This is a genomic window from Pollutibacter soli (assembly GCA_029269725.1).
GTDB classification, from domain to species: Bacteria; Bacteroidota; Bacteroidia; order Chitinophagales; family Chitinophagaceae; genus Pollutibacter; species Pollutibacter soli.
This window is the reverse complement of record JARJHS010000004.1, coordinates 1-24,863: the sequence shown is the minus strand read 5'-3', so window position 1 is coordinate 24,863 and position 24,863 is coordinate 1. Positions and strand designations below refer to the sequence as shown.

Here is a 24,863-nt window from a genome sequence, read left to right as displayed (position 1 = left end):
CTTTTAACTTTAAACACTTAACTCCAAACTTTTCGCGATGCAATACCGTAATATGGGAAAAACAGGCCTCCAACTGAGCGTGCTCTCCTTCGGAAGCTGGGTTACTTTTCATAAACAGATCGAAGACAATACTGCTGATGAACTGATGGGTATTGCGTACGAACAGGGAATAAACTTTTTCGATAACGCAGAGGTATATGCGTTAGGAGAAAGTGAAAAGATGATGGGTCGTGTGTTGAAGAAAAAAAACTGGGATCGCAGTTCCTACGTGCTTTCTTCAAAAGCCTTTTTCGGTTGGCGTGGAAATGCCAATAAACCTAACCAGACCGGCTTGAGTAGAAAGCATCTGTTTGAAGCCTGTCACGAAGCATTGAATCGTTTGCAATCTGAATATCTGGATCTTTTCTTTTGTCATCGTCCTGATGAATCAGTTCCTATCGAAGAAGTAGTTTGGACGATGCATAACCTGGTTCAGCAGGGCAAAATTCTATACTGGGGCACCAGCCAGTGGAGCGGTGCGGAAATTATGGAGGCTCACCGGGTAGCACAGCAATACCACCTGATGGGTCCCGCGATGGAACAGCCACAATACAATATGTTTGAAAGACACAAGATGGAATTGGACTACCTGCCTGTTTTTAAAAATGTCGGGCTGGGAACGACCATCTGGAGTCCGCTGGCGGCAGGCTTTCTTACAGGTAAATATCTCGATGGGATACCGGAAGGTTCACGTCTTGCAATTAAGGGATTTGACTGGTTGAAAGAACGTTGGCTGAAAGAAGATAAGATCAGCAAACTGAAAAAATTACAATCGCTGGCTAAAGAATTAAATGTATCGTTGGCATCACTTGCAATTGCATGGACAATACACAACCCGAACGTTACTACAGCTATCCTCGGCGCTACTAAAAAAGAACAGCTCGATGAAAATCTCAAAGCGTTGGCCACAGAAAAGCTTTTAACAGAAGAAGTACTTAAGAAAATTGAAGATATACTTCAGAATAAACCATTTCTCGACCTGGCCTGATGGAGTACAGCCTTCAGTTAAAAACTGGACCGGCGGCAGGATTCGTTCATATTCAGAAACAACTGTCGGGCATTTAATATTATTTTTAGTGGATGCAGAAATTCCTACGCATACTTTTTTTGCTCACTCTTCCGCTTTCAATTTTTTGTCAGAGCAAAAATGTTGCGGGCAGTTGGACGGGATATCTCTACCAGGATCATAAAAGCCAGTCCTATACCATCTCAATGGAGCTCACGCAAACTGCAAATACACTCTCCGGAACGATTAAAGGTGTATTACCTACCGGAAAATATTATTTATTTAAAGTAGATGGCAGTATTTCGGGAGATTCTCTTTATTTAAGCGATGCTTCGGTTGTTGATGAAAATGTGAGCTATGGAACTGAACGCCTTTGCATAAAAAGATATGCAGGAAAATTAAATGTCGCCGGTAATAAAACAGTCGTTGAAGGTAAATGGGTGAATATAGGAAACCGTTCCTATGGTAATGGAAGATATTATGACGGAAACTTCACGTGTTTTCCTGGAGTATTCATCATTGAGAAAACCGAAGCTGCACTACCGGATCCGTCTGTTTCCGTTGCACAAACATCACCTGTCGGAAGTTTTCAAAACAGGAAAATCGAGGTGCAGAAAAGCCTGGAGATTTTCTCCGATTCATTGAAGCTGGTGTTTTATGATAATGGGATTGTTGATGATGATACCATCAGCGTTTTCCTGAATAAAGAACCCATCATAAGTAAGCAACGTCTGACAGCAAATCCGCTGGCAGTTTCTATCAGATTAAAACCGGGAATTGATAATGAGATCATCATGTTTGCTGAAAACATGGGAAGTATTCCACCAAATACAGCTTTGCTGATATTCACTGATAATGGCCAACGCTATGAAGTGACAATCGATTCGGATAAGGGAAAAAATGGAACGATAATTCTACGACGAAAAACATTTTAGCTATTTCGTTATCCGAAGAGAGCATTTAAAATATTTGGTTAACTTGAATTTGCGGAATTAATCCAATCAAATACGAATATGATTTTCAAAGGAAAAACGGCTTTTATAACCGGCGCCAGTCGCGGAATTGGTCGTACGGTTGCGTTGACACTGGCCAGGGAAGGTGCAAATGTGGTGATTGTTGCAAAATCAACTGAGGAACATCCGAAACTGGGAGGTTCTGTTTTTTCAGTTGCAAAAGAAGTAAAAGATGCTGGCGGGCAGGCACTCGCCATTGGTTGTGATATTCGTTTTGAAGATCAGGTACAGGAAGCTGTTGATAAGGCTGTTGAAGTATTCGGCGGGATTGATATACTTATCAACAATGCTTCAGCAATTAATTTAACCAACGTCGAAGCAACAGAACCAAAACGATTTGATCTGATGTTTGATATCAATGTACGTGGAACTTATTTTGTGAGCAGAGCTTGTATACCATTTTTGAAAAAAGCTTCAAATCCACATATTTTAAATTTCTCTCCACCAATCAATCTGGATCACAAATGGTTTACTAACCATTCCGCTTACACGATGAGTAAGTATAATATGTCAATGATTGCTATTGGACTTGCTGGTGAGTTAAAGAAATATGGAGTTGCGGCCAACACTTTATGGCCACGTACCATTATTGCAACTGCAGCTATCCAAAATTTGCCCGGTGGTGAAATGTTGATGAAAATGAGCAGAAAGCCAGAGATTATGGCGGATGCGGCTTTCTTCATTTTAAAAAAACCCGCTGCTGAATGCACGGGAAACTCATTTATCGATGAAAATGTGCTTGCAGAACAGGGCATCACTGATCTTAGTGCATATTCAGTAATACCTGGTTCGCAATTGTATACAGACCTCTTTTTATAGTCTCATTTTTTATTGCCTGTCATAATGCATTTATATTTTTAAAATCTGAATTAAATGAAATCGTTCAGGCTCTGTCTTCTTTTAATTTGTAGTTTCTCTACAGTAAATATTTATGCACAGGTAAAAATTAATGTTGCTTCTTTAAAAGCACAGGCTTTCAATGATCTCAACGCAGAAAAAGATCATTACAAAAAGATCGCATTGCAAATCTGGGATTATTCGGAATTAGGATACAAAGAAGTTAAGAGCTCTTCCCTCTTACAGGAAGAATTGAAGGCACAGGGATTCAATGTAGAACCAGGTGTTGCCGGCATTCCGACTGCTTTTGTTGCAACGTACGGACAGGGCAGTCCTGTGATTGGGATTCTTGCAGAATATGATGCGCTTCCCGGGCTCTCACAGCAAGCCGTACCCGAGAAAAAACCTGCTGATGGAAGAAATTCCGGTCATGGTTGTGGTCATCATTTATTTGGTACAGCATCGGTGGCTGCTGGTATCGAATTAAAAAAGCTGATGATTAAAAATGGAATTAAAGGCACGATCAAAATATTCGGATGCCCTGCAGAAGAAGGTGGCTCAGGAAAAGTGTACATGGTTAGGGATGGTTTGTTTAAAGATGTCGACATTGCGCTTCACTGGCATCCGGCAAGTGAAAACAGGGCAGATAGTGATGGTGCCCTTGCAAATAAATCTGCAAAGTTTCGATTCTATGGTGTTTCAGCACATGCTTCCGCTTCTCCGGAAAAAGGCAGATCAGCTCTTGATGCAGTCGAAGCAATGAACTACATGACCAATATGATGCGCGAACATATTCCCTCTTCTGCACGCATGCATTATGTAATCACCAATGGAGGCAAAGCACCAAACATTGTTCCTGACTATGCCGAAGTCTATTACTATGTGAGGCATCCTGATAAAGAGGAAGTGGTTCGCTTATTTGATAGAATAGAAAAAGCAGCGGAAGGTGCAGCAACCGGAACCGGTACCACAATGAAATATGAAATCATCGGCGGAACACATGACCTGCTGCTGAACAAAACGCTTACCGCGGAGGTAAACAATAATCTTCAAAAAATTGGTGGAGTGGATTATACTGATGAAGAAAAAGCCTTTGGAGAAAAAATAAGAGAGAGTTTCGGATATCCTTCCCCAAAGGTCGAAGAAGCACGTTTAATAAAATCAGTTACAGCGGAACAGAATTCAAGTCCGGGTTCAACAGATGTGGGAGACGTAAGCTACAATGTACCAACAGCAGGTTTTAATACCGCCACCTGGGTACCCGGAACCTCTGCACACAGCTGGCAGGCGGTTGCTTCCGGTGGAACAGATATCGGCATTAAAGGAATGATGGTAGCAGCAAAAACTTTGACTGCAACAGCAATTGATTTGCTCACCAATCCTGCATTAATTGCGAAGGCAAAAAAAGAATTCCTGGAAGCAAAAGGAAACTATCAGTATAAGGCACTTCTCGGGGACCGGGCCCCGGCGTTAAACTATCGTGACTAAGAAGGTTGAACGTATAACGTTGAACGTTAAACGTAAGTGCACAAAGGTGCACAAAACCTGCTTCACTTGCCTGAAGTTAACTCAAAAAAGAGATCCTATTGAGCTGAACTTCTAATGATCAGCTTAATAGGATTCTTTCTTCTAAAATATTTTTTGCGTTCACTTTTGCTTTTCCAATAGCGAAAGCATACGTTCTACGTTCAACGTTCAGCGTCTACCTCATCATCTTCACCGGCATTTCCTTTTTCAACAAATTCTCGTAAATGAAAAGATTATTCTCATTGGAAGAATGTGACTGCTGATTTCCGCCCCAGCCATGACGACCACCGGGATAAAGCATGAACTCGAAATGCTTTTTCTCGTCCTGCAATTTTTTAATGAGCTGAAGACTGTTCTGCATATGCACATTGTCATCCATAGTACCATGATAGATCCTGATCAATCCCTGGTATTTAGATGTATGGGTAAGTACAGATGAACTCTTGTATCCTTCCGGATTCTCTTTTGGAGTATCCATGAATCTTTCAGTGTAATGTGTATCATACAAACTCCAGTCAACAACGCTTCCGCCGGCAAGTCCATGTGTGAAATAGCCTGCACCATAAGTAAGTGCATAACAGGTCGCGTAGCCACCATAACTGAAACCACCAATACCAACGCGTGTTGAATCTGCTCCTTTTGTTCTGAGCCATTTGACAATCTCGATCCAGTCGGTCATTTCCCAATAGCCAAGATTGCGATGCATATAGTTGATTCCTTCTTTACCGAAATGTCCGCTTGCCCGATGATCCATTGTCACCTGTATCAGCCCTTCTTTTGCGTACCATTGTTGTTGGGGGTTAAACTGCCAGCCATCTCTTACAGTGCCTGCATTCGGACCACCGTAAATATTAATCATTACAGGATATTTAATAGCTGGATTATAGTTTGACGGCCAGATAATTCTTACTGGTAATTCAAAAAGTCCATCAGCAGATTTTACCCGAACGATTTCTGTTTTTGCAAGATCGTACATTGTATAAGCTGAACCTTTACTATCGCCGAGTTCTTTTATCAGCTTACCCTTTGTATCAAGCAGTGCATAACGGTCAGGAGTAGATACATTGGAATAAACAGTTGTGAAATAACTTCCTCCAGGAGAAAGACTGATCCTGTGAGTAAAATCTCCAAAACTCAGGCGCGTTTGCCCTTTGCCATCGAAATTAACTTTATAAAAATCAGTGCGGGCGGAGTTCTCAAGTCTTGCTGTAAAATAAATTACCTTTTTGACTTCATCCACCTTCAATACATTTGTCTCCCACAATCTGCCGCTGGTAATTTTATTTTTGAGCGTGCCATCGTTTGAATACAAATACAGGTTGTCCCAACCTTCTCTGTCGCTTTTAAGAATGAACGACGATGATTTTGTCAGAAAATTAATTCTGCTTGACTCATCCAGGTCAACCCAGGTTTTTTGCTTTTCATCATACACCTCCTTTTTGACACCACTCGCAGGATCTACAGCATAAATTTTGAGGTTGTCCTGACCACGATTCATCCACTGAACAAAAAGAGATGTCGCATCACTTTTCCAAACAGGCATCCCAAAATACTGATCATCCTTTTCATTAAAGTCACTCCAGACGATATTACCTCCATCAGCATTTGCAAATCCAATTTTTACTTCCGGATTTGGATCGCCAGGTTTCGGATACCTTGTGTTTTCAAGATGGCCATGCTGCGAAGTCTCTGCATATAAAGGAAACACCGGAACCGCGCTCTGATCCATTCGCATAAACGCTATCTTCTTACTATCAGGACTCCACCAGAAGGATTTATACCTGGTTGCTCTGCCGAGTATTTCTTCAAAATAGATCCAGCTGGCGTAACCATTCAGAATTACATCACTACCGTCGTGGGTTAAACGGGTTTCCTTTTTCGTATTCAGATTGATCGTATATAAGTCATTGTCACGCGTGAATGCGATATAATTATTATCAGGCGAAAGTGTAGGATTAGCTTCCTTTTCTTTTGTTGAAGTCAATCTTAACTCTTCTTTGTCCCCATCTTTTAAATAGATATCATCATACTTAGCACTTACTACTTTTAAAGGAGCAGCAGGTTTTTTGATCATGTCAGCATTGCCCGGTGACTCTTTTCCGGTTTTACAATCCAGCACCACAATTTTTGATGCTGAATCCGGATGCGATTTCTTACTGATCAATAAATGAGTATCGTCGATCCAGCCAAGGGATTGAGGAAGTGGCTGAGTGATATTGGTTCTTGCACCTTTCAGTAACTGATCTTCTGATAACTCCCGCTTCTGTGCTGTTGCTGCTATAGCTAAAAATTGCAGGGCCACGACTACGAACAATGGAAATTTTCTCATGTGTCTTATTATAATATGTATTCCGGGTATGAAAAGGGCGGAAGTTACGGCTTTTTGAAAGATGGAAATCGCTGCAATCCTTGTGTGGCTTGAAAAATTGATGATAATGCAATTCCGGATTAGTATCGGATTAAGACTTCAGAAGCCTCTTTATTGGGTTTTTTTTTACCAATATTTTGAGTAATTTTCTTTGATCATTTCATTCCCTAACGATTGCGTATGGTTCCCAGGCGTCTGTTTGATTGTATCCCTTATCAGCTCGAAAATTTTCCCAGGGAAGATATGTTCGCAGCGAAAACACCAGATGGTATCTGGAGGAAGTATTCTACGAAAGAAGTAGAGGATACAGTAAATAAGTTGAGTGCAGGATTGCTTCATCTTGGCATCGGCCCTGGTGATATGAGTATTGAAGGGAGGGATAAAATAGCAATCCTTAGCAATAACCGACCTGAATGGATGATATTGGATCTTGCTGTTCAGCAATGCGGCGCGGTTCTTACTCCCATTTATCCTACTATCAATCCCAATGAGCTTGAATTTGTATTGAATGATGCAGCTGTAAAACTGGTATTTGTCAGTGACGATGCATTGTTTGAAAAAGTGCAATCCGTTCGTTCGAAAACTCCTTCAGTAAAAGCAATTTATAGTTTTAACACAGTTGCAGGAGCGTTGAATTGGTCGGACATTCTGAATAAAGGCCGTGATGAAGATTATTCGACTTTACATTCAATTCGTGATAAAATCGGATACGAAGATCTTTGCACGATTTTATATACATCCGGCACCACCGGTTTTCCAAAGGGGGTTATGCTGAGTCATAAAAATATTCTCAGCAACGTTCTCAATTGTTTTGAATGTTTCGAAGCTATCGGAATAAAGAATGAAAAAGCCTTGAGCTTTCTTCCACTCAATCACATTTTTGAAAGAATGGTAACCTATATATATCTGTTTACAGGCTGTTCCATTTATTATGCAGAGAGCCTGGATAAAATAGGTGACAATCTGAGGGAAGTTAAGCCTGCAGTATTTACTACGGTTCCGCGACTACTTGAAAAAGTTTACGAGCGTATCATTGGGAAAGGACAAGAGCTGACAGGCATGAAGAAAAAATTATTCTTCTGGGCAGTTGACGTTGCTTCAAAATTTGAGATCAACAAAAACATGGGCGCATGGTACAATTTCAGATTAGGCATGGCCAACAAACTGATATTCAGTAAGTGGCGGGAAGGTTTGGGTGGGAATGTGAGAGCAATTGTTACCGGAGCCGCTGCATGCCAGGTAAAACTTTTGCGCATTTTCACTGCTGCGAAAATTGTAATCATGGAAGGTTATGGACTTACCGAAACCTCACCGGTGATCTCTGTGAACAGGTACAACGAACCCGACAGAAAATTCGGAACAGTGGGTCCGCTGATTAAAAATGTTGAAGTGAAACTGGCCGAAGATGGAGAGATCTGTTGTCGTGGTGACAATGTAATGATGGGATATTACAAGAGAAAGGATCTTACTGATGATTGTATCGATAAAGATGGATGGTTTCACTCAGGCGATATTGGTGTTTGGCAGGATAATCGTTTTTTGAAAATTACTGATCGTAAAAAAGAAATCTTCAAAACCAGCGGAGGTAAATATGTTGCGCCGCAGCCAATCGAAAATAAAATGAAGGAATCACCATTCATTGAACAGATGATGGTGGTGGGAGCAGATAAAAAATTTGCCGGCGCTTTGATTGTGCCGTCATACAGTCACCTAAAATCCTGGTGCGAGAGAAATGGGATTCAACCGGCTAGTCTAAATGAGTTGATCCGTAATCCCCGGATTATCGAGCTTTATAAAAACATTGTTGAAGAGTACAATCAGCAGTTCAATCATGTGGAACAAATCAAAAAATTCGAACTGCTGGATCGCGAGTGGAATATAGATAGCGGAGAACTCACACCAAAGCTGTCATTGAAAAGAAAAGTGATCATGGAAAAATACCATGACGCGATTGACAGAATTTATAGTTAAAAAAGATCAAACCTGACAGGTCTTTAATAACGCTTATGTTCTGGGTAAACTTCCCAGACCTGTCACGTGTATTACTCCTTACTTCTGATTTCCGTAGTACTGACCTGCCGGCATCTTAAAAACCCTGTTGCGCTGGTAATAAGTGAAATCAGCAACAGCTTTATCGTTGGCCTTTACCCAAAGCTGGTATTCCGGCAGGTTTGCCGCAGGGCCGAATATCCATTGATTATAGGCATCAAACATTCCTTCTCTGACGAGATATTGCCATTGATCAAACAAACGCAGCGGGTATTGTTTACCGTAAGTCTGGAACCAGTCAGTAACAAACCTGGTGCGAATTGCAGTTAAAGAAGATGGAGTAATTCCGCCAGCGGCTTCTGAATCATATTTTTTCAGTGTCGAAATCACAGCATTTTCGAAACCGGATTTCTTAGCAGCTTCATAATCTTTAAACACATCAGCTGTGGTATAAAATTTTTTATAGGATTCAAGTAAAAGTAGTTTCGTTTCACCGCTGCGCTCAGAATAACTCTCCATATTAATGAAAATCTCGCCATAAATAAGACTCCAGACTTTATCAGCGCGCGCATAATAATATTTCGCAGCGTGATAATAATTGGATGGCCAGGTAGGGTCTGTGCTGATACCTTTTTCCCAGTTGGCAATAGCATTTGCACCTTCTTTTCTTGCCCACAACAATTCTCCGTACTCACTGTACAATGCGCCGCTGGTCGGATATTTTTTCAGCGCTTTCACATACATCTTATCGCAGGCTTTTACTTCTTCTAATGCCTTATAGATATTTCCTCCGATCTGATACGTTTTCACATCAGCATCCTCCCGATCCAGCAAAGGACTTATATATTTTAACGCGTTTGCATAATCTCTCTGAAGATAATAGGTGTACGCAAGGTCGCGGTTCAATATAAGATCATCTGGTGATTTCTGCAGACCCCGATTCAGCACCATGACCGCATTTGAATAATCACCTTTCTGCAGAAATTTCAATGCAGCTTCACTTACCTGTTCACTGGTTTGTGCTTCGGCCTGCGATGAAACAACAATCAAATAAAAAATTAAAAAAAATCGACGCATATATGACCTTTTATCCGATAAGGTTAGTCAGCAAACCATCCCTGAGCTTTGGTTCAAACCAGGTACTCTTGGGTGGCATTACATTTCCACTATCGGCAATCGCAAACAATTGTTCAATACTCACAGGATAAAAGCTGAAAGCCAGTTTCATCTCACCGGAATTCACACGCTTTTCCAGTTCACCTAAACCCCTGATACCACCGACAAAATCAATTCTCTTATCTGTACGCTGATCTTTTATTCCCAGCAGTTTATCCAGTACATTGGCAGATAAAATGCTTACATCAAGGACGCCTACGGGATCAGTGGCAAATGTTCCTGGTCTCGCTTTCAATCGATACCATTTGCCTTCAAGATACAGACCAAATTCGTGAAGCTCTGCAGGTTTAACAGGTTCTATGGAACTGCTGACATCAAAATCCTTTTTCAGCGATTCTAAAAATGTTTCTGCAGTTAATCCGTTCAGGTCACGAACGACACGATTATAGTCGAGGATTTTAAGTTCACTTGCTGGAAAAACAGTTGTCAGAAAAAAATCGCTTCCTTCCAGATCCTTTGAAAAGACTTTTGATGCACTGGCTGCACGATGATGTCCATCAGCGATATAAGTTACAGGAACTTTTGTACCAAAAAGGTTTGTGATTTTTTCGACTGTCTCTTGATCATCTACCACCCAGATCGTATGTGAGATTCCATCATCGGCCACAAAATCATACACAGGTTCTTTCGCAGCTTTCCAGTCGTTGATCAGTTTATCCAGTTCAGCAACATTGTTATATGCGAGAAATACATTTCCTGTCTGTGCCTTGATCGTTTTCATGTGATCGATCCTGTCCTGTTCTTTTTCAGGACGCGTGAACTCATGTTTTTTGATCAGGTCTTTATTATAATCATCAACAGAAGAAACACAAACAAGACCTGTCTGGCTGCGGCCATCCATGATCAATCTGTAGATATAATAATGAGGCTTATCATCTCTCACCAGCACTCCATCTTTTTCCAGCTGTTTTAAATTTTCTGCGGCTTTCTCGTACACCAGTTTGGAATAGACATGTACATCACCCGGAAGATCAATTTCAGATTTTGTAACATGAAGAAAACTATTCGGATTTCCGGCTGCTTCCTGTCTCGCCTCTTCACTATTAAGTACATCATACGGACGTGAAGCAACCTGGGAAGCTAAAGCCGGCACCGGCCTCAATGCCCTGAACGGAGCAATCAATGACATGCAGTAAGTTTTATTTTAAGTTGAAAATTGAATTGTTTGAAAGCCGGAAACTAACCATGCTTTTGCGCAAAATGTTTCATCAGACTTACGAGCGCTTCTACGCTTTCCATTTCAAGTGCGTTATACAACGATACCCGTAAACCACCCACGCTGCGATGTCCCTTCACCCCTACCATTCCCTCCTGCTTACATAAATCAAGAAATGGTTTTTCAAGCTCAGGGTTTTGCATTATAAATACAACATTCATTTTGCTACGGTCTTCTCTCGCCACTGTTGGTTTGAATACCGGTAAGCTATCTAACGTGTCGTACAGCAATTTTGCTTTCCGATCATTCACTTTTTCAATTGCAGAAATGCCACCTCTTTTTTTCAGCCAACGCAGTGTAAGCAGACAAACATATATTGCAAAAACAGGTGGCGTATTCAACATGGAATGATGCTCAATATGCTGACGGTAATCCATCATTCCCGGCAATTTCCTGTTCACCTTTCCAAGCATATCTTTTTCAAGAATCACCAGGTTTACACCAGCAGCTCCAATATTTTTTTGCGCGCCTGCATATATCAGGGCGAAGCGATTAAAATCCATATTGTAGCTGAGAATATCACTACTCATATCTGCAACCAACGGAACTTTTGTTTCCGGAATGGCGTGCATCTGTGTTCCTTCTATTGTATTGTTTGAAGTGTAATGAAAATAAACAGCATCCTCAGGAATGGTATATCCCTTCGGAATGTAGGTGTAGTTTTTATCTTTTGAACTCGCCACCATTTCCACATTTCCAAAAAGTTTCGCTTCCTTAATCGCTTTGGTGCCCCAGGTTCCACAGTCAAGATAAGCAGCTTTCGCCTGCTCATCCAGCAGATTCATCGGAACCTGGAAAAACTGCGTTGTTGCACCACCATGCAAAAACAACACCTCTTTATCACTGTCCAGATGCATCAGCTCTTTCACCAGTGATACGGCTTCTTCGAGGACATTTTCAAATAACGGTGTACGATGACCGATTTCCAGAATCGACAGACCAGTATTATTAAAATTCAGTATTGATGCAGATGCTTCCTCAAAAACTTCTTTGGGCAATACACTTGGACCTGAATTAAAATTGTGTTTCCTGATCATCTGTTCTGTAGTATTCATAAAATAAATTTCAAAAGATCTTCAATTCCGGAGGCGCAAAGTTAGTCAATTTGAGCAAGTGCGTTCGGACTTAGGGCCGTTTTGCCACTGCCTGTTCAACTCTTCCCATTCAATCAGTTCGGATATTGAAAATTCTTCGTCGCTGATTTTTGACAGATCCGGTTGGCCAGCATCGACCCAGGCGGTATACCAGAAACTCGCAACGGCAAAAATGGATTGCCTCATCCTTCTTTCAACCATCCCTTGTAATCTTTGCTGATATTGGGCAGAATAGCTGGTAGAATACTGCCTGACCAGTAATCCGTTTCTTTCCTCATAGGCATATTTGCCAAAAACAGGAAATTCCGCATTGAGAGAACTTTCTGTTTTGAGAACGGTATCAGCCGCAGCAGCACTTTCAAGTACCCGCTCCCAGATGAATTTTTCCGGATGGGCAAGGTATACCGCTTTGCCGATTACAAAATCATACTCCTTTGTAGCAAACAATTCCGGTACCCGGCTCTCCCAGAATCCATGGATACCTGTTTGATTGGTGTACTGGCCATTATGGTTACTGCTGGCATGAAGGGGTACATGGGCATCAGCAATATAATGCCCGATATCTGCGGATATTTTCAGGATTGCAGTACGGTTTTTCTCTTTAAAAGCCTTAGTCAATCTCCATTTCATTCTTAATATCCACCATGGCACAACGCCGTGTTTCTGCAAACTGTCTGCACTAAAAACCTGCACTGCTGAATCCCAGTTTCGTGGCAGGTTTTTATAAGGGTATTCACCATACTGATCAAGATCGATGTAGTGCCGCGGGCCCTCGGCTGCTACCAGGTATCGGCGCTTGTCAGGGTCGACAGCATGCTCAATAAGAAAATCAATATTCTTCTTGTAGAAAATAATCATTTGCGGCGGCAGCATAAACACCGCATAATTGTTGATCTTTCTGTGTCCGAAAAACCCCCAGCAATAACAGGACTGGCAAATCAATAATGCCAGTACAAAAGAAATCCCAAATCTCACTCAGTCTTTGTTTTCCTTGGAGCTGAGAGTGTAGCGTGATCGTCATCAATTTCTGCTACTCCTCCTGAAATGGCGAACTTCATCGCGTCTGCCGCTCCGATATCCGTTAATATTTTTACCCTGTCCTTTTTTACAAAATAGAGATGCCCCGCAAACGCATATGACTGAGGAATATAAACCGCCACATGCTCATGAAGTCCGAATTCGGAAAGAGCCTCGTGCGTAATAAATCCGACCTGGTACACATCATCTGAAATAATACTGACAAGAACGGCCCTGTCAAACTTCCGTTTGTTTCCTGCAAAAGCTTCAAAGAAATCTTTTACAGTCGTATAGATGATCCTTATACCTGGTGTTTTTTCCAACAGGTGATCAAACAGATCCACCAGCTTTCCCACAACAAATGAAGAAGAAATATAACCCACCAGCAAAACGACAACGATTACCATCAGAAACCCCAGGCCTGGTATCCTTTGGGGATATCCATACTGATCGAGTTTGATAAAACTGGGAAAGAGCATTTGTACCAGGTTGGGGAGTATCCGGTCGATCCAATTGAAAAGAGAAAGAACTGCCCACCCCGTTATAAATATCGGAGCCAGGATGATCAGACCCTGGAAAAAATAAGGGATTATGTTTTTGAATTTGAATCTCATTGGTTGAAGTTTCAGGACAAAAATAGTCATAAGACAGCGGGTGAAGGATGGCTTATAACCCGGATTTCACGGGAAAATTCTGTTGGCAGAAAGAACATTATCCCCGATTAAAGGAATTTGATCCACTTCTCCGTCTATCAACCAACAGGTTTACCGTTCAGACGATACCTCTGACCGGTTATTCACTGGTATTTTACCTTTTTAATCTTTTAAGCTGAAGTCTGGCAGATTAGTTTAGCGGAGTATTTAAAGAATTTTTTACCCCTTTCCGGCTCAGGCGAGGAATCTGGCAGCAATAAAGGAAAAACTAAAGAAAAAACAGGCGATTAGCCCGGTCCACTGAGTCTGAAAGGGGTATTTTTTAAGAAAAGGATGAATGGTAAAATTTTTCTATGGAAACTTTTGTTACATAATAAGTTTCCATAGTTTTGTCGTCCAATTTTCTTGTCGATGGTTGAAACAAAAGAAAGAATACAGGCCCGCGCGATGGATTTGTTCATGCAGTACGGCATCAGATCAGTTTCGATGGATGATATCGCAACACAATTGGGGATATCGAAAAAGACCATCTATCAATATTTTGCCGACAAGAATGACCTGGTGATGGCGGTCGTTGACGAAGACATCAAAGATCTGCAGGACAAATGCATGGACTGTGGAAGTAGCGCGGTAAATGCGGTGGATGAAATTTTCCTTACTATGACGATGATCCAGGAGTTTTTGAGGAACATGAATCCGATGGTACTGTATGATCTTCAGAAATTTCACTTCGAGGCTTACAAAAAATGGGTCGAGCACAAGAATAATTTCCTCCTCTCCTCAATCGACCGTAACATTCGTTGGGGCATTGAAGAAGGACTCTACCGACCCGATCTGAACATAACGGTACTTGCCAAATTCCGGCTGGAATCCATGCTGATTCCTTTCAATATCGAAGTTTATCCCCCTACGAAGTACAACCTGGTTGAGGTAACACTGGAGTTACTTGAAAATTTTTTATTTGGCCTGGTAACGGAAAAAGGATACCAGCTGATTGTTAAGTATAAACAGGAAAGACCAATACATACAAAGAAATAAAACGAATGGGTATGAGAAAAATAACACTAATAGTCGGTCTGTTGCTCATTTCATTTTTGGAATTGAAAGCGCAGAAGAAGTATGAATTCACCGTGACTGAAGCAGTACAGTTTGCATTGCAGAATGTAAATGATATAAAAAACCTCAGGGTCGATCGCAAGATCCAGGACGCAAAAAATAAAGAGCTTACCGGCCAGGCACTTCCTCAATTGAATGGTACGCTGAGTGCACAGTATTATTTCAATATTCCCGTGATGATGTTTCCGGACTTCGTTACACCACAGGTATATGGAGTATTGCAGGATGAAGGTGTAAAGAACGGATCGGGTTCGCCGATTATAAAACCGGATGAGCCAATGAAATATTTTCCAGCTCAGTTTGGTGTACCCTGGCAGGCTTCTGCAGGATTTGCGTTTCAGCAGTTACTATTTCAACCCGATGTGTTTGTTGGTCTCCAGGCAAGAAGTACGGCTTTGAAATTTGCGGACATGAATATCCAGGTGATGGAAGATAGTGTGAAAAGCAATGTCTACCGCTCTTATTATGCCGTATTGATCGCAGAAAAAAGAAAAGTGTTTTTGGTGGAGAGCATTCAGCGCCTAGAGAAATTGTTATCAGATCAGAACAAGTTATACCAGAACGGATTTGCTGAAAAATTGGATATCGATAAAACAACTGTGAGCCTGAACAATCTCCGCACCAGCAATACCCAGACTGACAATTTTATTTACGTCGGTTATGCTTCATTGAAATATGCATTAGGGTTAGGCCAGCGAGACACTTTGATGTTGAGAGATACCTTGAATGTTGATTTTGTAAAACGTGATGTACTCGATGCGGCCAATTTCCGGTATGAAGACAGAAGCGAGATCAGGATGCTTACAACATTAAAAGAATTGCAAACAATGGATGTTCGCAGATACAAATTGTCATACCTGCCGACGGTTGCTGCTTTCTGGAATTACAGTGCCAATGCAATGCGTCAGAAATTAACCTTTTTCAATCCGGACGAACCGTGGTTTAAATCTTCATATGTTGGCTTGAATATCAATGTTCCCATTTTCGACGGAATGCAAAAGCATTATCGTATAAGGCAGGCACAATATAACCTGGAGAAAACAGCCAACAATCTTGAAAATATGGCAAAAGTGATCGACCTGCAAAGAGAAGCTGCGTTGAATATTTTCAAAAATTCTCTCTCTACGCTGGACATGCAGGAAAGAAATATGCAACTCGCCGAACGGGTATATTTCACTACGAAGAAAAAATATGAATCAGGTCTGGGATCCAGCTTCGAGGTGTTACAGGCTGATACAGATTTCCAGACTGCACAAAGTAATTTTTTCCAGGCACTATATGATGCCGCAACTGCCAAGATCGGTTACTACAGATCACTTGGTAAACTTTAAAATCAAACTAACATGACATTTTTTATAAAAGCATCCACAATGAAAAAGATCTCCCTGATTACTGCCTTATTTTTCCTAATGGCCTGCGGAGCAAGCACAGCGGATAAAAATAAAGGAGGTATCAATGAAAAGAAAGCTTCGCTGGAATCCTTCAAAAAACAGAAAGAAGAACTAGATAAAAAAATCCTCGCGCTCGAAGCAGAAATTGCGAAACTCGATCCCTCCACAGTTGAGGAAAAAGCAAAACTGGTATCCATATCTGAAATTCAACCCCAGGACTTCCAGCACTTCATCGACCTGCAGGGAAAGATAACAACCGAAAATACTTATAATGTGTCTCCACGTGGACAAGGCGGGCAGGTTAAAGCAATCTATGTTAAACTTGGTGACCGTGTAAAGAAAGGACAACTGTTACTTAAACTCGACGATGCAGTAGTACGGCAGAATATTGCACAACTGGAAACTCAGGTCAGTTTTGCAAAATCAATTTTTGAGCGTCAGAAGAATCTTTGGAACGAAGGCATCGGCACTGAAGTACAATACCTAACTGCGAAAAATAATGTGGAGAATCTCGAAAAACAGATGGCCGTTGTTAAAGAGCAGTTGAATCTTTCAAATGTATATGCAGAAGTTTCCGGTGTTGCAGAATCAGTAAATATCCGGGTCGGTGAATTTTTCTCTGGTGCTCCCATGGCAGGCATAACAATAGTAAATCCGTCAGCATTAAAAGCAGTAGTTGATGTTCCTGAGAACTATGTTGCGAAAATCAAAAAAGGAATGCCGGTAATTGTAGAAGTTCCGGATCTCAACAAAAAATATAAAACCAGTATCAACCTGGTCAGTGAAACCATCAACAACATTTCCAGGAGTTTTGTTGCTGAAGCTAAAGTTCCTGCTGACAATATATTGAAACCAAACCAGGTTGCAGTAGTAAAAATTCTTGATCATCAGGCAAAAAATGCAGTGGTGATTCCGGTAGAAATTGTACAGACGGATGAAAACGGAAAGTATATCTATGTTGTTGGTGAAGAAAAAGGAAAGAAGGTCGCGAAAAAGAAACCGGTTACCATCGGTGAATTTTATTCCGACCTGATCGAAGTTAAAAGTGGTATTGCAGCAGGAGATAAAATTATCACAAGAGGATTTCAGGGACTTTACGAAAACCAGGTACTGGAGCTGGCGGCGAATTGATATAACAGATTGGATTTATTCGAAGAACTCAAAACTTAACTGATGGCAAACAATGATAAACCAGGTGAGGTACATCACCTGATCAAAAATGCAAAAACCTTTTTTGCAACCAACTGGGCAGTTGGCAGCAAAACTGCAGTATATCTGATCACTTTCATCATCACTCTTTGGGGTATCAATCTCTTTGTTACTACACCCAAAGAACAATTTCCGGATGTAGTTCTTCCTACTGTATATGTACAGACAGTTTATATCGGAAACTCACCAAAGGATATTGAAAACCTCGTAACAAGGCCGATTGAAAAAGAACTGAAAGGAATTACCGGTGTTAAGATTAACAAAATTACCAGTACTTCTTTGCAGGATTTTTCTGCGATTATTGTTGAGTTCGCTACTTCAGTGAAAGTGGATGAAGCTTTGCAGAAAATGCGCGACGCTGTTGATAAAGCAAAAAAAGATCTCCCAAACGATCTTACTCAGGAACCAACGATCCAGGAGATCAGTCTTTCCGAAATTCCGGTGATGGCGGTTAACGTAAGTGGTAACTATGATGGCGCCAAACTTGCGGATTTTGCAGAGCAATTGAAAGACAAACTGGAAGAGCTTTCGGAAATTTCCCGTATTGATGAAATCGGAGCGCCGGAGAGAGAAATCCAGGTGAATGTCGATAAATACAAAATGGAAGTTGCCAAAATAAGTTTCACTGATATCGAACAGGCGGTGCAGAGAGAAAATGCGGACATCTCCGGTGGTTTGCTGGAAGTCGGTGAACAGAAGCGAACGCTACGTGTGAACGGTCAGTTTAAATCTGCGGCAGATATCAATGCTGTAGTAGTAAAAAACATCAATGGTGCGCCTATATATCTCCGTGAGATAGCTGAAATCAGGGACACTATAAAAGAAAGAGAAAGCTATGCTCGCCTGGAAGGAAAAAATGTTGTTACACTAAGTATCATCAAAAGAACTGGTGAAAATCTGATTGAAACATCAGCAAAAGTCAACCGTGTTGTTGATGATATGAAAAAGTCGGTGTTCCCGAAAGATCTGAAAGTTGCCATCACAGGTGATTTGAGTATTAAGGCTGGTGCATCATTTAATGAATTGGTAAACTCAATTGTAATTGGGTTTATTCTTGTGATGCTGGTACTGATGTTTTTCATGGGTGTCACAAATTCATTTTTTGTGGCACTCTCTGTACCATTGAGTATGTTTCTTGCCTTCATATTTCTACCAACCGCAGATGTATTTATTGGTTCAAATGTGACGCTTAACTTCATTGTATTGTTTGCATTGCTATTCGGATTGGGTATTGTTGTAGATGATGCGATTGTGGTAATTGAAAATACGCACCGGATATTTGTGCAGGGGAAAGGTGCAATCAGTTCTGTCGATGCGGCAAAGTATGCTGCCGGGGAAGTATTTGTACCTGTGCTCGCAGGTACACTTACCACACTTGCTCCATTTATTCCACTACTATTCTGGCCTGGAATCATCGGGAAATTTATGATCTATCTCCCGACGATGTTGATATTTACACTCACCGCGTCGCTGATTGTTGCTTACATTATCAACCCGGTGTTTGCCGTAGATTTCATGTCGCATTCAGATCATGAGAATGCTGAGCCCAAATCTAAAATTTTTAAAAAGCCGTTATTCTGGGTGACCATTGGCATCGCTACACTCGCAAATTTAATCGGGTATGGTCAGGATTCAGCGGGATATCGTTTTGTTGGAAACCTGTTATTCTTTTTCGTTGGACTTTCTCTTCTAAACAGGTTCATCTTGAATGATGCCATACATGGTTTTCAACACAAGTTCCTGCCGGGATTGATGAACAGGTATGAGAAGTTGCTTCGCTGGTCACTATTTGGTCGTCGTCCTGTATGGCTGCTGATCAGCACTTTTGGATTATTGTTTTTTTCATTCTGGTTTTTTGGTGTCAGAAAAGTTCCTGTGCTGTTGTTCCCATCCGGTGATCCGAATAACATTTTCGTATATATGAAATTGCCGGCAGGAACCGATGTGAAGTACACAGATTCAGTCACGAAAGTGCTTGAATCAAAGGTGTTCCAGGTGCTTGAAATGGATAATAACAAAAAGAATGAGTTGGTCGAATCAGTAATTGCGAACGTTGCTGTCGGAGCAAGTGATCCTAACAGTGGCGACAGAAGTACAAGACCAGAACTCGGAAGGATACAGGTCTCATTTGTTCCCTTTGAAGAAAGAAAAGGTAAATCTACAAAACCTTATCTCGATTCCATCCGTGCGATGATCAAAGGAATTCCCGGCGCAGAGATTTCTGTTGCACAGGAAAGCAATGGTCCACCCACGCAGCCTCCGGTGAACATTGAAGTATCAGGAGATAATTTTGAAACGCTGACATCAACTGCGGTGAAACTTAAAAACTATCTTGATAAAATAAATGTCGCTGGCGTTGAGGATCTGAAAATGGACGTGGATCTTACCAACCCGGAGATCAGTATACAAGTAGATAGAGAGCGTGCGTTGACACAGGGCATATCGACAGGGCAGGTAGGAATGGAAATAAGAACGGCATTATTCGGTAAGGAAATTTCCAAATTGAAAATCGGCGAAGATGAATACAAGATCCAGCTGAGGAATAATGAGGTCCAACGCAAAAATCTTTCTGATCTGCTGAATATGCGCATCACCTACCGCGATTTCAGCACGGGCCAGATCAAACAGGTACCTATCAGCAGTGTCGTGAAGATCGATCTGACAAGTACTTACGGAAGCATCAAACGCAAAAATCAGAAACGTGTAATCACGCTCTATTCGAATGTGTTGCTTTCACAAGGGTATACTCCTGCTGCCGTGAATGAACAAATTAAAGCTGCGATTGATAATTTCAAAGAGAAGCCGGATGATGTGAGTATCACTCAAACAGGTGAAGGGGAACAGATGGCTGAAACATTCAGCTTCCTGCAATCAGCCTTGTTTATTGCGATTGGATTAATCCTTTTGATTCTTGTACTCCAATTCAATTCTCTAAGTAAAACTGTGATCGTTCTTTCTGAGATCATCTTTAGTTTGATAGGAGTATTGCTGGGATATGCGATCACTCGCGACACAGCTTCAGTGGTGATGACAGGTATCGGTATAATCGGTCTTGCAGGTATAGTGGTGAAAAACGGAATACTGGTGATTGAGTTTGCTGATGAATTACGAAGTCGCGGTATGCGTACCCGGGAGGCTGTAATCGAAGCTGGAAAAACAAGGATCATTCCCGTACTGTTAACCGCACTCGCAGCAATACTTGCGCTTATTCCATTGGCTGTTGGTTTAAATATCAATTTCATTACATTGTTTACGGATTGGAGACCACATATCTTCTTTGGTGGTGACAACGCAGTATTCTGGAAACCGCTGGCATTGACAATCATATGGGGCCTCATCTTCGCCTTCTTTATGACTTTGCTCATGGTACCCAGTATGTACCTCATTGCAGAAAGATTGAAGCGGCCGATGAGTAAATTTTATGGTGGACGATGGATATCTGTTTTTGGATTGCTCGGTCCATTCTTCTTCATCTTTACAGGTGCTACTTATATTGTGAGAGCCCTGCAGGGAAAACCGGTCTGGAACGGTCTTCCGAAGAAGAAAAATTTACCTTCTGTTTAAAACGAAGTTTAAATCTAAAAAACCCTGGCAGTTGCCGGGGTTTTTTGTTAAATCATCTTAGAGAAAAGTATTATGAATTTTGAAAGATCGCTACCCTACGCAAAAAAATCGTTCATCTGTCATGAACTTTTGCAGGGCATCACGGAAAATCAAATGCACCAAAAGCAGTTTTACCTGCCTGATTTTTTTCTTTCATACCAGGATGTCTGTTAAAGGTTTAAGAAGTGAAAATTCCCACAGATAAAAAATTCGAGCCCCGTCAATAAAATTTCTTAACTTAATACAGTACTGCATATCACCTTACTGTCCCATTGCTCCTCCTTTCGTCAGTAATCGTACTCCACCGAAAATGCCGCACCGCTGTTTCAAGTTTCAGACAACTCGTTAACGGTCTTAACTATTTCAAAATGATCACCGAACCATCTTCCGGCAAAATTGCCGATGCCATTACGTTCAATGATGATGTATCAGACTTAAAGAAAAATATTTCCGGGAATGTTCTTATACCCGGAGATGAACACTACGATATTACCCGTGCCGTCTGGAATGGGATGATAGATAAAAAACCTGCGATCATTATTCAGTGCCGAAACAATGAGGATGTTGTCTACGCTATTTTATATGCACGAAAACATAATTTGAATGTGTCTGTCAGGGGTGGTGGACATAACGTAGCAGGCAACGCCGTCTGCGACGCAGGAGTGATGGTCGATCTTTCTTTAATGAAAGAAATAAAAGTCGATCCTGCACAACAAATGGTGACTGCCGAAGCTGGAGTCATCTGGAGCGAGCTGGATGAGGCGACCCAGCATTTTGGACTTGCTACTACTGGTGGAACTGTATCCGAAACTGGTATTGCCGGTCTCACTCTTGGTGGTGGCATTGGCTGGTTGATGAGTATGTTTGGAACTGCGAGCGACAACCTTTTATCCGCTGAAGTAGTAACTGCTGAGGGAGTAGTCGTCCACACTGATAAACATAACTCCCGGGATCTTTTCTGGGCAATACGGGGAGGTGGTGGAAATTTTGGAGTGGTCACTAAGTTCACGTTTAAGCTTCATAAAATTGGTCCGATGGTTACAGGTGGAATGCTTCTTTATCCCATGGAAATGGCCAAAGAGGTGATGAAGTTTTACAGGAAATTTGTTCCTGCAACACCGGACGAACTCGTGATGTTTGCGGGCTTCATTTGCACACCGGATGGCATCCCGGTGACAGCATTATTGACGGCCTGGTTTGGTCCGCAGGAACAAGCTGAAAAAATGCTGGCACCGATTAGAGCATTCGCTACTCCTATAGCAGATATGGTAGGACCAATACCATATACGCAATTACAAAAATCACTCGATGCTGCAGCACCGAAAGGGATTCGTCGTTACTGGAAATCTGGATTCTTTTCTCAACTTAGTGATGAACTGATCGATATCCAGTTACATCATCTGCAGACCAGGCCAAATCCGATGACACCTGTTTTATTGTTTTATCTTAAAGGGGAAGTAACACGTATCAATCCGGCAGAGACCGCTTTTTATAATCGCAAACAACGATGGGATCTGGATATTGTCACTCAATGGATAGATAAAACAGAAGATGAAAAAAATATTGCGTGGACCCGAAATTTCTGGAAAGCAATTGAACCATTCTCAGAAGGTGTTTATGTTAATCATCTGGACCGTGATGATTCTGAAAGAATGAGAAGTGCATATGGTGAAAACTATAACCAGCTGAAAAAAATTAAAACGATATTCGATCCGCAGAATTTTTTCTGCATGAATAACAACATTCCTCCTGAAGAATAATTAGAATCAATTTCCCGGACAGATATTTTTTGCAAAGAGTTAAACTGGAAAACAGAATTAACATACCGGAAGCAGTTGGCTTCCTTTTTTTATAAGAAAACAATCGATCATTTAAAACGGTACTGAATTTTTTAAATGTAGTTAACCCTCCTGTACAACTATTCATGTTTTGAATTCGTCAAAGTGATTCTACCTTCACAAAAAATCATTACAAATGAGCTATTCTTCAAGGACCAATCACGACATCGATTACAAGATTGTTGGCGAACAGATGCAGTATGTAGAAATCGAACTGGATCCCTCTGAAACAGCAATCGCGGAATCCGGCAGCTTTATGATGATGGATGATGGCATCCAGATGCAAACCATTTTCGGTGATGGTTCCAGGCAACAGGATTCCGGCATCCTCGGAAAATTATTTTCTGCAGGCAAAAGAATACTTACTGGTGAAAGTCTGTTCATGACTGCCTTTACCAATGTTGGTTATGGTAAAAAGCGGGTGAGTTTTGCATCACCATATCCCGGAAAAATTATTCCGATGGATTTGCTGGAACTGGATGGTATGCTCATTTGCCAGAAGGACGCATTCCTTTGCGCAGCGAAAGGTGTGAGTGTGGGCATTTCTTTTCAAAGGAGATTAGGAACTGGTCTTTTTGGTGGTGAAGGATTTATCATGCAGAAACTCGAAGGCGATGGAATGGCTTTTGTTCATGCAGGCGGACATGTTTTTGAAAAACAATTAATGCCTGGCGAAACACTTCGAATTGATACGGGATGTCTTGTAGCCTACACCCGGCAGATAAATTTTGATGTGCAATTTGTAGGAGGCATCCGTAATACCATTTTCGGAGGCGAAGGTTTGTTCTTCGCCACATTAACAGGACCTGGAAAAGTTTGGATTCAAACACTTCCGATCAGTCGCCTTGCCGGTCGCATCCTTGCATACGGCACATATAACCGAAAAGAAGAAGGAAGTTTATTAGGTGGTCTTGGAAATTTGCTTGATGGGGACGGGCGCTAGCGTTTAACGTTGAACGTTATACCCATAACGTAAAAAAGCCGGCAGTCTCCTGCCGGCATATCCTAAAACCATCCGTGTTAATATCTTATTTGATTTGTGATCGCTTTGTATCAACCGTATTTTCTGCTTTTCTGCTTTTCCGTATTCTTACGTTTGATGATGTAAAAATAATAGTGATTTTACGGTTTTAAAAATCAGCCGCCGAATCTTTTCTTCCAATCATCGAATTAAGTTAACACCTGTTAGTTTAAATTCAGACGCGTAAAATATGCCCGACGGAGCATTCCTGGAAGGGTGTTTTCACCTATTAAATTTGAAGTAGAAAATCATTGTAACCTGTTTAATAAACCATATTGTTTGACAGGATTTTGTTTTTCTGGAAGTACATTTTCATAGCAGCCTTTCATAACTGAGTTTGGAATTTCTGCTATCAGAATCATGATATTATAAGTATGCTGAGGTATCGTGATTAAAATCAAATGCTAATATTAAATGAAGAAAAAGTAACACCTGATATTTGATGTTCTGAAATCTAAAAAAGAAAAAATCATTTCTTATTTCCTGTCACGCCCACCTTACTTCAATGGACCAACCTTTCAACAGCAAGTGAAATTCTTAATCCAGGCCATAACACATATTCTCCTTGCCAGCCTTAAAGCGTCCCCGATCACCTTGACTAACCTTCAACTTTTAGCCCTGAACTCTGAACCTCCTTACTACTCACTACTTACTAAAAGAGGCTGTCTCAAAAGTAAAATGAGGCAGCTTTTTTTATTTTCAGTTTTGGATATAGGTTTATACACAATTGAGCTGTATAAAAAGGAGGTT

General features: G+C 41.2%; 17 protein-coding genes. 11 read left to right on the top strand and 6 right to left on the bottom strand.

Translation table 11 applies throughout. The features are described from left to right. Positions 1 to 37 precede the first annotated feature (37 nt). The 4 genes from P2W82_RS11105 (at position 38) to P2W82_RS11090 (ending at position 4,383) form a co-directional block, all read left to right on the top strand. A complete protein-coding gene (locus P2W82_RS11105; RefSeq protein WP_336515953.1) occupies positions 38 to 1,027 on the top strand; it encodes an aldo/keto reductase in 990 nt (329 codons plus the stop codon). Between the two features lie 92 nt (positions 1,028 to 1,119). Next, positions 1,120 to 1,980 (top strand): hypothetical protein, encoded by an 861-nt coding sequence (locus P2W82_RS11100; protein WP_336515952.1) that lies wholly within the window; start codon positions 1,120 to 1,122, stop codon positions 1,978 to 1,980. Positions 1,981 to 2,058: 78 nt separating this feature from the next. Next, on the top strand, positions 2,059 to 2,877 hold the full coding sequence (locus tag P2W82_RS11095; protein ID WP_336515951.1) for an SDR family oxidoreductase: 819 nt from the start codon (positions 2,059 to 2,061) through the stop codon (positions 2,875 to 2,877). Positions 2,878 to 2,931: 54 nt separating this feature from the next. Beyond that, positions 2,932 to 4,383, top strand: coding sequence for an amidohydrolase (locus P2W82_RS11090; RefSeq protein ID WP_336515950.1), 1,452 nt, complete (start codon positions 2,932 to 2,934; stop codon positions 4,381 to 4,383). 214 nt (positions 4,384 to 4,597) lie between these two features. Here the strand turns inward: P2W82_RS11090 and P2W82_RS11085 are convergent, their stop codons facing one another. Then, positions 4,598 to 6,751: a S9 family peptidase gene (locus P2W82_RS11085; protein ID WP_336515949.1), complete on the bottom strand. Its 2,154-nt coding sequence runs from the start codon at positions 6,749 to 6,751 to the stop codon at positions 4,598 to 4,600. A 282-nt stretch (positions 6,752 to 7,033) separates the two neighbouring features. On the opposite strand from P2W82_RS11085, the gene P2W82_RS11080 reads away from it, so the two are divergent. Continuing rightward, positions 7,034 to 8,761: an AMP-dependent synthetase/ligase gene (locus P2W82_RS11080; RefSeq protein ID WP_336515948.1), complete on the top strand. Its 1,728-nt coding sequence runs from the start codon at positions 7,034 to 7,036 to the stop codon at positions 8,759 to 8,761. 78 nt (positions 8,762 to 8,839) lie between these two features. Here P2W82_RS11080 and P2W82_RS11075 read toward each other — a convergent pair whose 3' ends face one another. From P2W82_RS11075 to P2W82_RS11055, 5 genes are read right to left on the bottom strand one after another with little or no spacing between them, the layout of a single operon-like run. Continuing rightward, the gene (locus P2W82_RS11075; protein WP_336515947.1) at positions 8,840 to 9,856 is read right to left on the bottom strand and encodes a tetratricopeptide repeat protein; all 1,017 of its coding nucleotides are present in this window, start codon (positions 9,854 to 9,856) and stop codon (positions 8,840 to 8,842) included. 10 nt (positions 9,857 to 9,866) lie between these two features. Continuing rightward, the gene (locus P2W82_RS11070; protein ID WP_336515946.1) at positions 9,867 to 11,084 is read right to left on the bottom strand and encodes a DUF1015 domain-containing protein; all 1,218 of its coding nucleotides are present in this window, start codon (positions 11,082 to 11,084) and stop codon (positions 9,867 to 9,869) included. 50 nt (positions 11,085 to 11,134) lie between these two features. Next, on the bottom strand, positions 11,135 to 12,226 hold the full coding sequence (gene serC / locus P2W82_RS11065) for a 3-phosphoserine/phosphohydroxythreonine transaminase (RefSeq protein WP_336515945.1): 1,092 nt from the start codon (positions 12,224 to 12,226) through the stop codon (positions 11,135 to 11,137). A 45-nt stretch (positions 12,227 to 12,271) separates the two neighbouring features. Beyond that, positions 12,272 to 13,240 (bottom strand): zinc dependent phospholipase C family protein, encoded by a 969-nt coding sequence (locus P2W82_RS11060; RefSeq protein WP_336515944.1) that lies wholly within the window; start codon positions 13,238 to 13,240, stop codon positions 12,272 to 12,274. Next, the gene (locus P2W82_RS11055; RefSeq protein WP_336515943.1) at positions 13,237 to 13,896 is read right to left on the bottom strand and encodes a DUF502 domain-containing protein; all 660 of its coding nucleotides are present in this window, start codon (positions 13,894 to 13,896) and stop codon (positions 13,237 to 13,239) included. Before P2W82_RS11055 ends, P2W82_RS11060 begins: the two co-directional genes overlap by 4 nt. Before the next feature lie 450 nt (positions 13,897 to 14,346). On the opposite strand from P2W82_RS11055, the gene P2W82_RS11050 reads away from it, so the two are divergent. The 6 genes from P2W82_RS11050 (at position 14,347) to P2W82_RS11025 (ending at position 24,035) form a co-directional block, all read left to right on the top strand. Further along, positions 14,347 to 14,973, top strand: coding sequence for a TetR/AcrR family transcriptional regulator (locus P2W82_RS11050; protein WP_336515942.1), 627 nt, complete (start codon positions 14,347 to 14,349; stop codon positions 14,971 to 14,973). 11 nt (positions 14,974 to 14,984) lie between these two features. Next, complete coding sequence (locus P2W82_RS11045) at positions 14,985 to 16,382, top strand: TolC family protein (RefSeq protein WP_336515941.1); 1,398 nt, start codon at positions 14,985 to 14,987, stop codon at positions 16,380 to 16,382. A 39-nt stretch (positions 16,383 to 16,421) separates the two neighbouring features. Then, positions 16,422 to 17,573 (top strand): efflux RND transporter periplasmic adaptor subunit, encoded by a 1,152-nt coding sequence (locus tag P2W82_RS11040; RefSeq protein WP_336515940.1) that lies wholly within the window; start codon positions 16,422 to 16,424, stop codon positions 17,571 to 17,573. Positions 17,574 to 17,615: 42 nt separating this feature from the next. Further along, complete coding sequence (locus tag P2W82_RS11035) at positions 17,616 to 21,215, top strand: efflux RND transporter permease subunit (protein WP_336515939.1); 3,600 nt, start codon at positions 17,616 to 17,618, stop codon at positions 21,213 to 21,215. A gap of 407 nt (positions 21,216 to 21,622) precedes the next feature. Beyond that, entirely contained in the window at positions 21,623 to 23,014 is a 1,392-nt protein-coding gene (locus P2W82_RS11030; RefSeq protein ID WP_336515938.1) for an FAD-binding oxidoreductase, read from the top strand. Positions 23,015 to 23,228: 214 nt separating this feature from the next. Beyond that, positions 23,229 to 24,035 carry a TIGR00266 family protein gene (locus tag P2W82_RS11025; RefSeq protein ID WP_336515937.1) on the top strand — a complete coding sequence of 269 codons (807 nt, stop codon included), beginning with the start codon at positions 23,229 to 23,231 and terminating at the stop codon, positions 24,033 to 24,035. Positions 24,036 to 24,863 lie beyond the last annotated feature (828 nt).

Coding starts and splice junctions, on each gene's coding strand:
- P2W82_RS11025 (WP_336515937.1), top strand. CDS start 23,229: ATGAGCTATTCTTCAAGGACCAATCACGACATCGATTACAAGATTGTT.
- P2W82_RS11090 (WP_336515950.1), top strand. CDS start 2,932: ATGAAATCGTTCAGGCTCTGTCTTCTTTTAATTTGTAGTTTCTCTACA.
- P2W82_RS11080 (WP_336515948.1), top strand. CDS start 7,034: ATGTTCGCAGCGAAAACACCAGATGGTATCTGGAGGAAGTATTCTACG.
- P2W82_RS11030 (WP_336515938.1), top strand. CDS start 21,623: ATGATCACCGAACCATCTTCCGGCAAAATTGCCGATGCCATTACGTTC.
- P2W82_RS11055 (WP_336515943.1), bottom strand. CDS start 13,896: ATGAGATTCAAATTCAAAAACATAATCCCTTATTTTTTCCAGGGTCTG.
- P2W82_RS11085 (WP_336515949.1), bottom strand. CDS start 6,751: ATGAGAAAATTTCCATTGTTCGTAGTCGTGGCCCTGCAATTTTTAGCT.
- serC (WP_336515945.1), bottom strand. CDS start 12,226: ATGAATACTACAGAACAGATGATCAGGAAACACAATTTTAATTCAGGT.
- P2W82_RS11095 (WP_336515951.1), top strand. CDS start 2,059: ATGATTTTCAAAGGAAAAACGGCTTTTATAACCGGCGCCAGTCGCGGA.
- P2W82_RS11100 (WP_336515952.1), top strand. CDS start 1,120: ATGCAGAAATTCCTACGCATACTTTTTTTGCTCACTCTTCCGCTTTCA.
- P2W82_RS11050 (WP_336515942.1), top strand. CDS start 14,347: ATGGTTGAAACAAAAGAAAGAATACAGGCCCGCGCGATGGATTTGTTC.
- P2W82_RS11070 (WP_336515946.1), bottom strand. CDS start 11,084: ATGTCATTGATTGCTCCGTTCAGGGCATTGAGGCCGGTGCCGGCTTTA.
- P2W82_RS11035 (WP_336515939.1), top strand. CDS start 17,616: ATGGCAAACAATGATAAACCAGGTGAGGTACATCACCTGATCAAAAAT.
- P2W82_RS11075 (WP_336515947.1), bottom strand. CDS start 9,856: ATGCGTCGATTTTTTTTAATTTTTTATTTGATTGTTGTTTCATCGCAG.
- P2W82_RS11040 (WP_336515940.1), top strand. CDS start 16,422: ATGAAAAAGATCTCCCTGATTACTGCCTTATTTTTCCTAATGGCCTGC.
- P2W82_RS11105 (WP_336515953.1), top strand. CDS start 38: ATGCAATACCGTAATATGGGAAAAACAGGCCTCCAACTGAGCGTGCTC.
- P2W82_RS11045 (WP_336515941.1), top strand. CDS start 14,985: ATGAGAAAAATAACACTAATAGTCGGTCTGTTGCTCATTTCATTTTTG.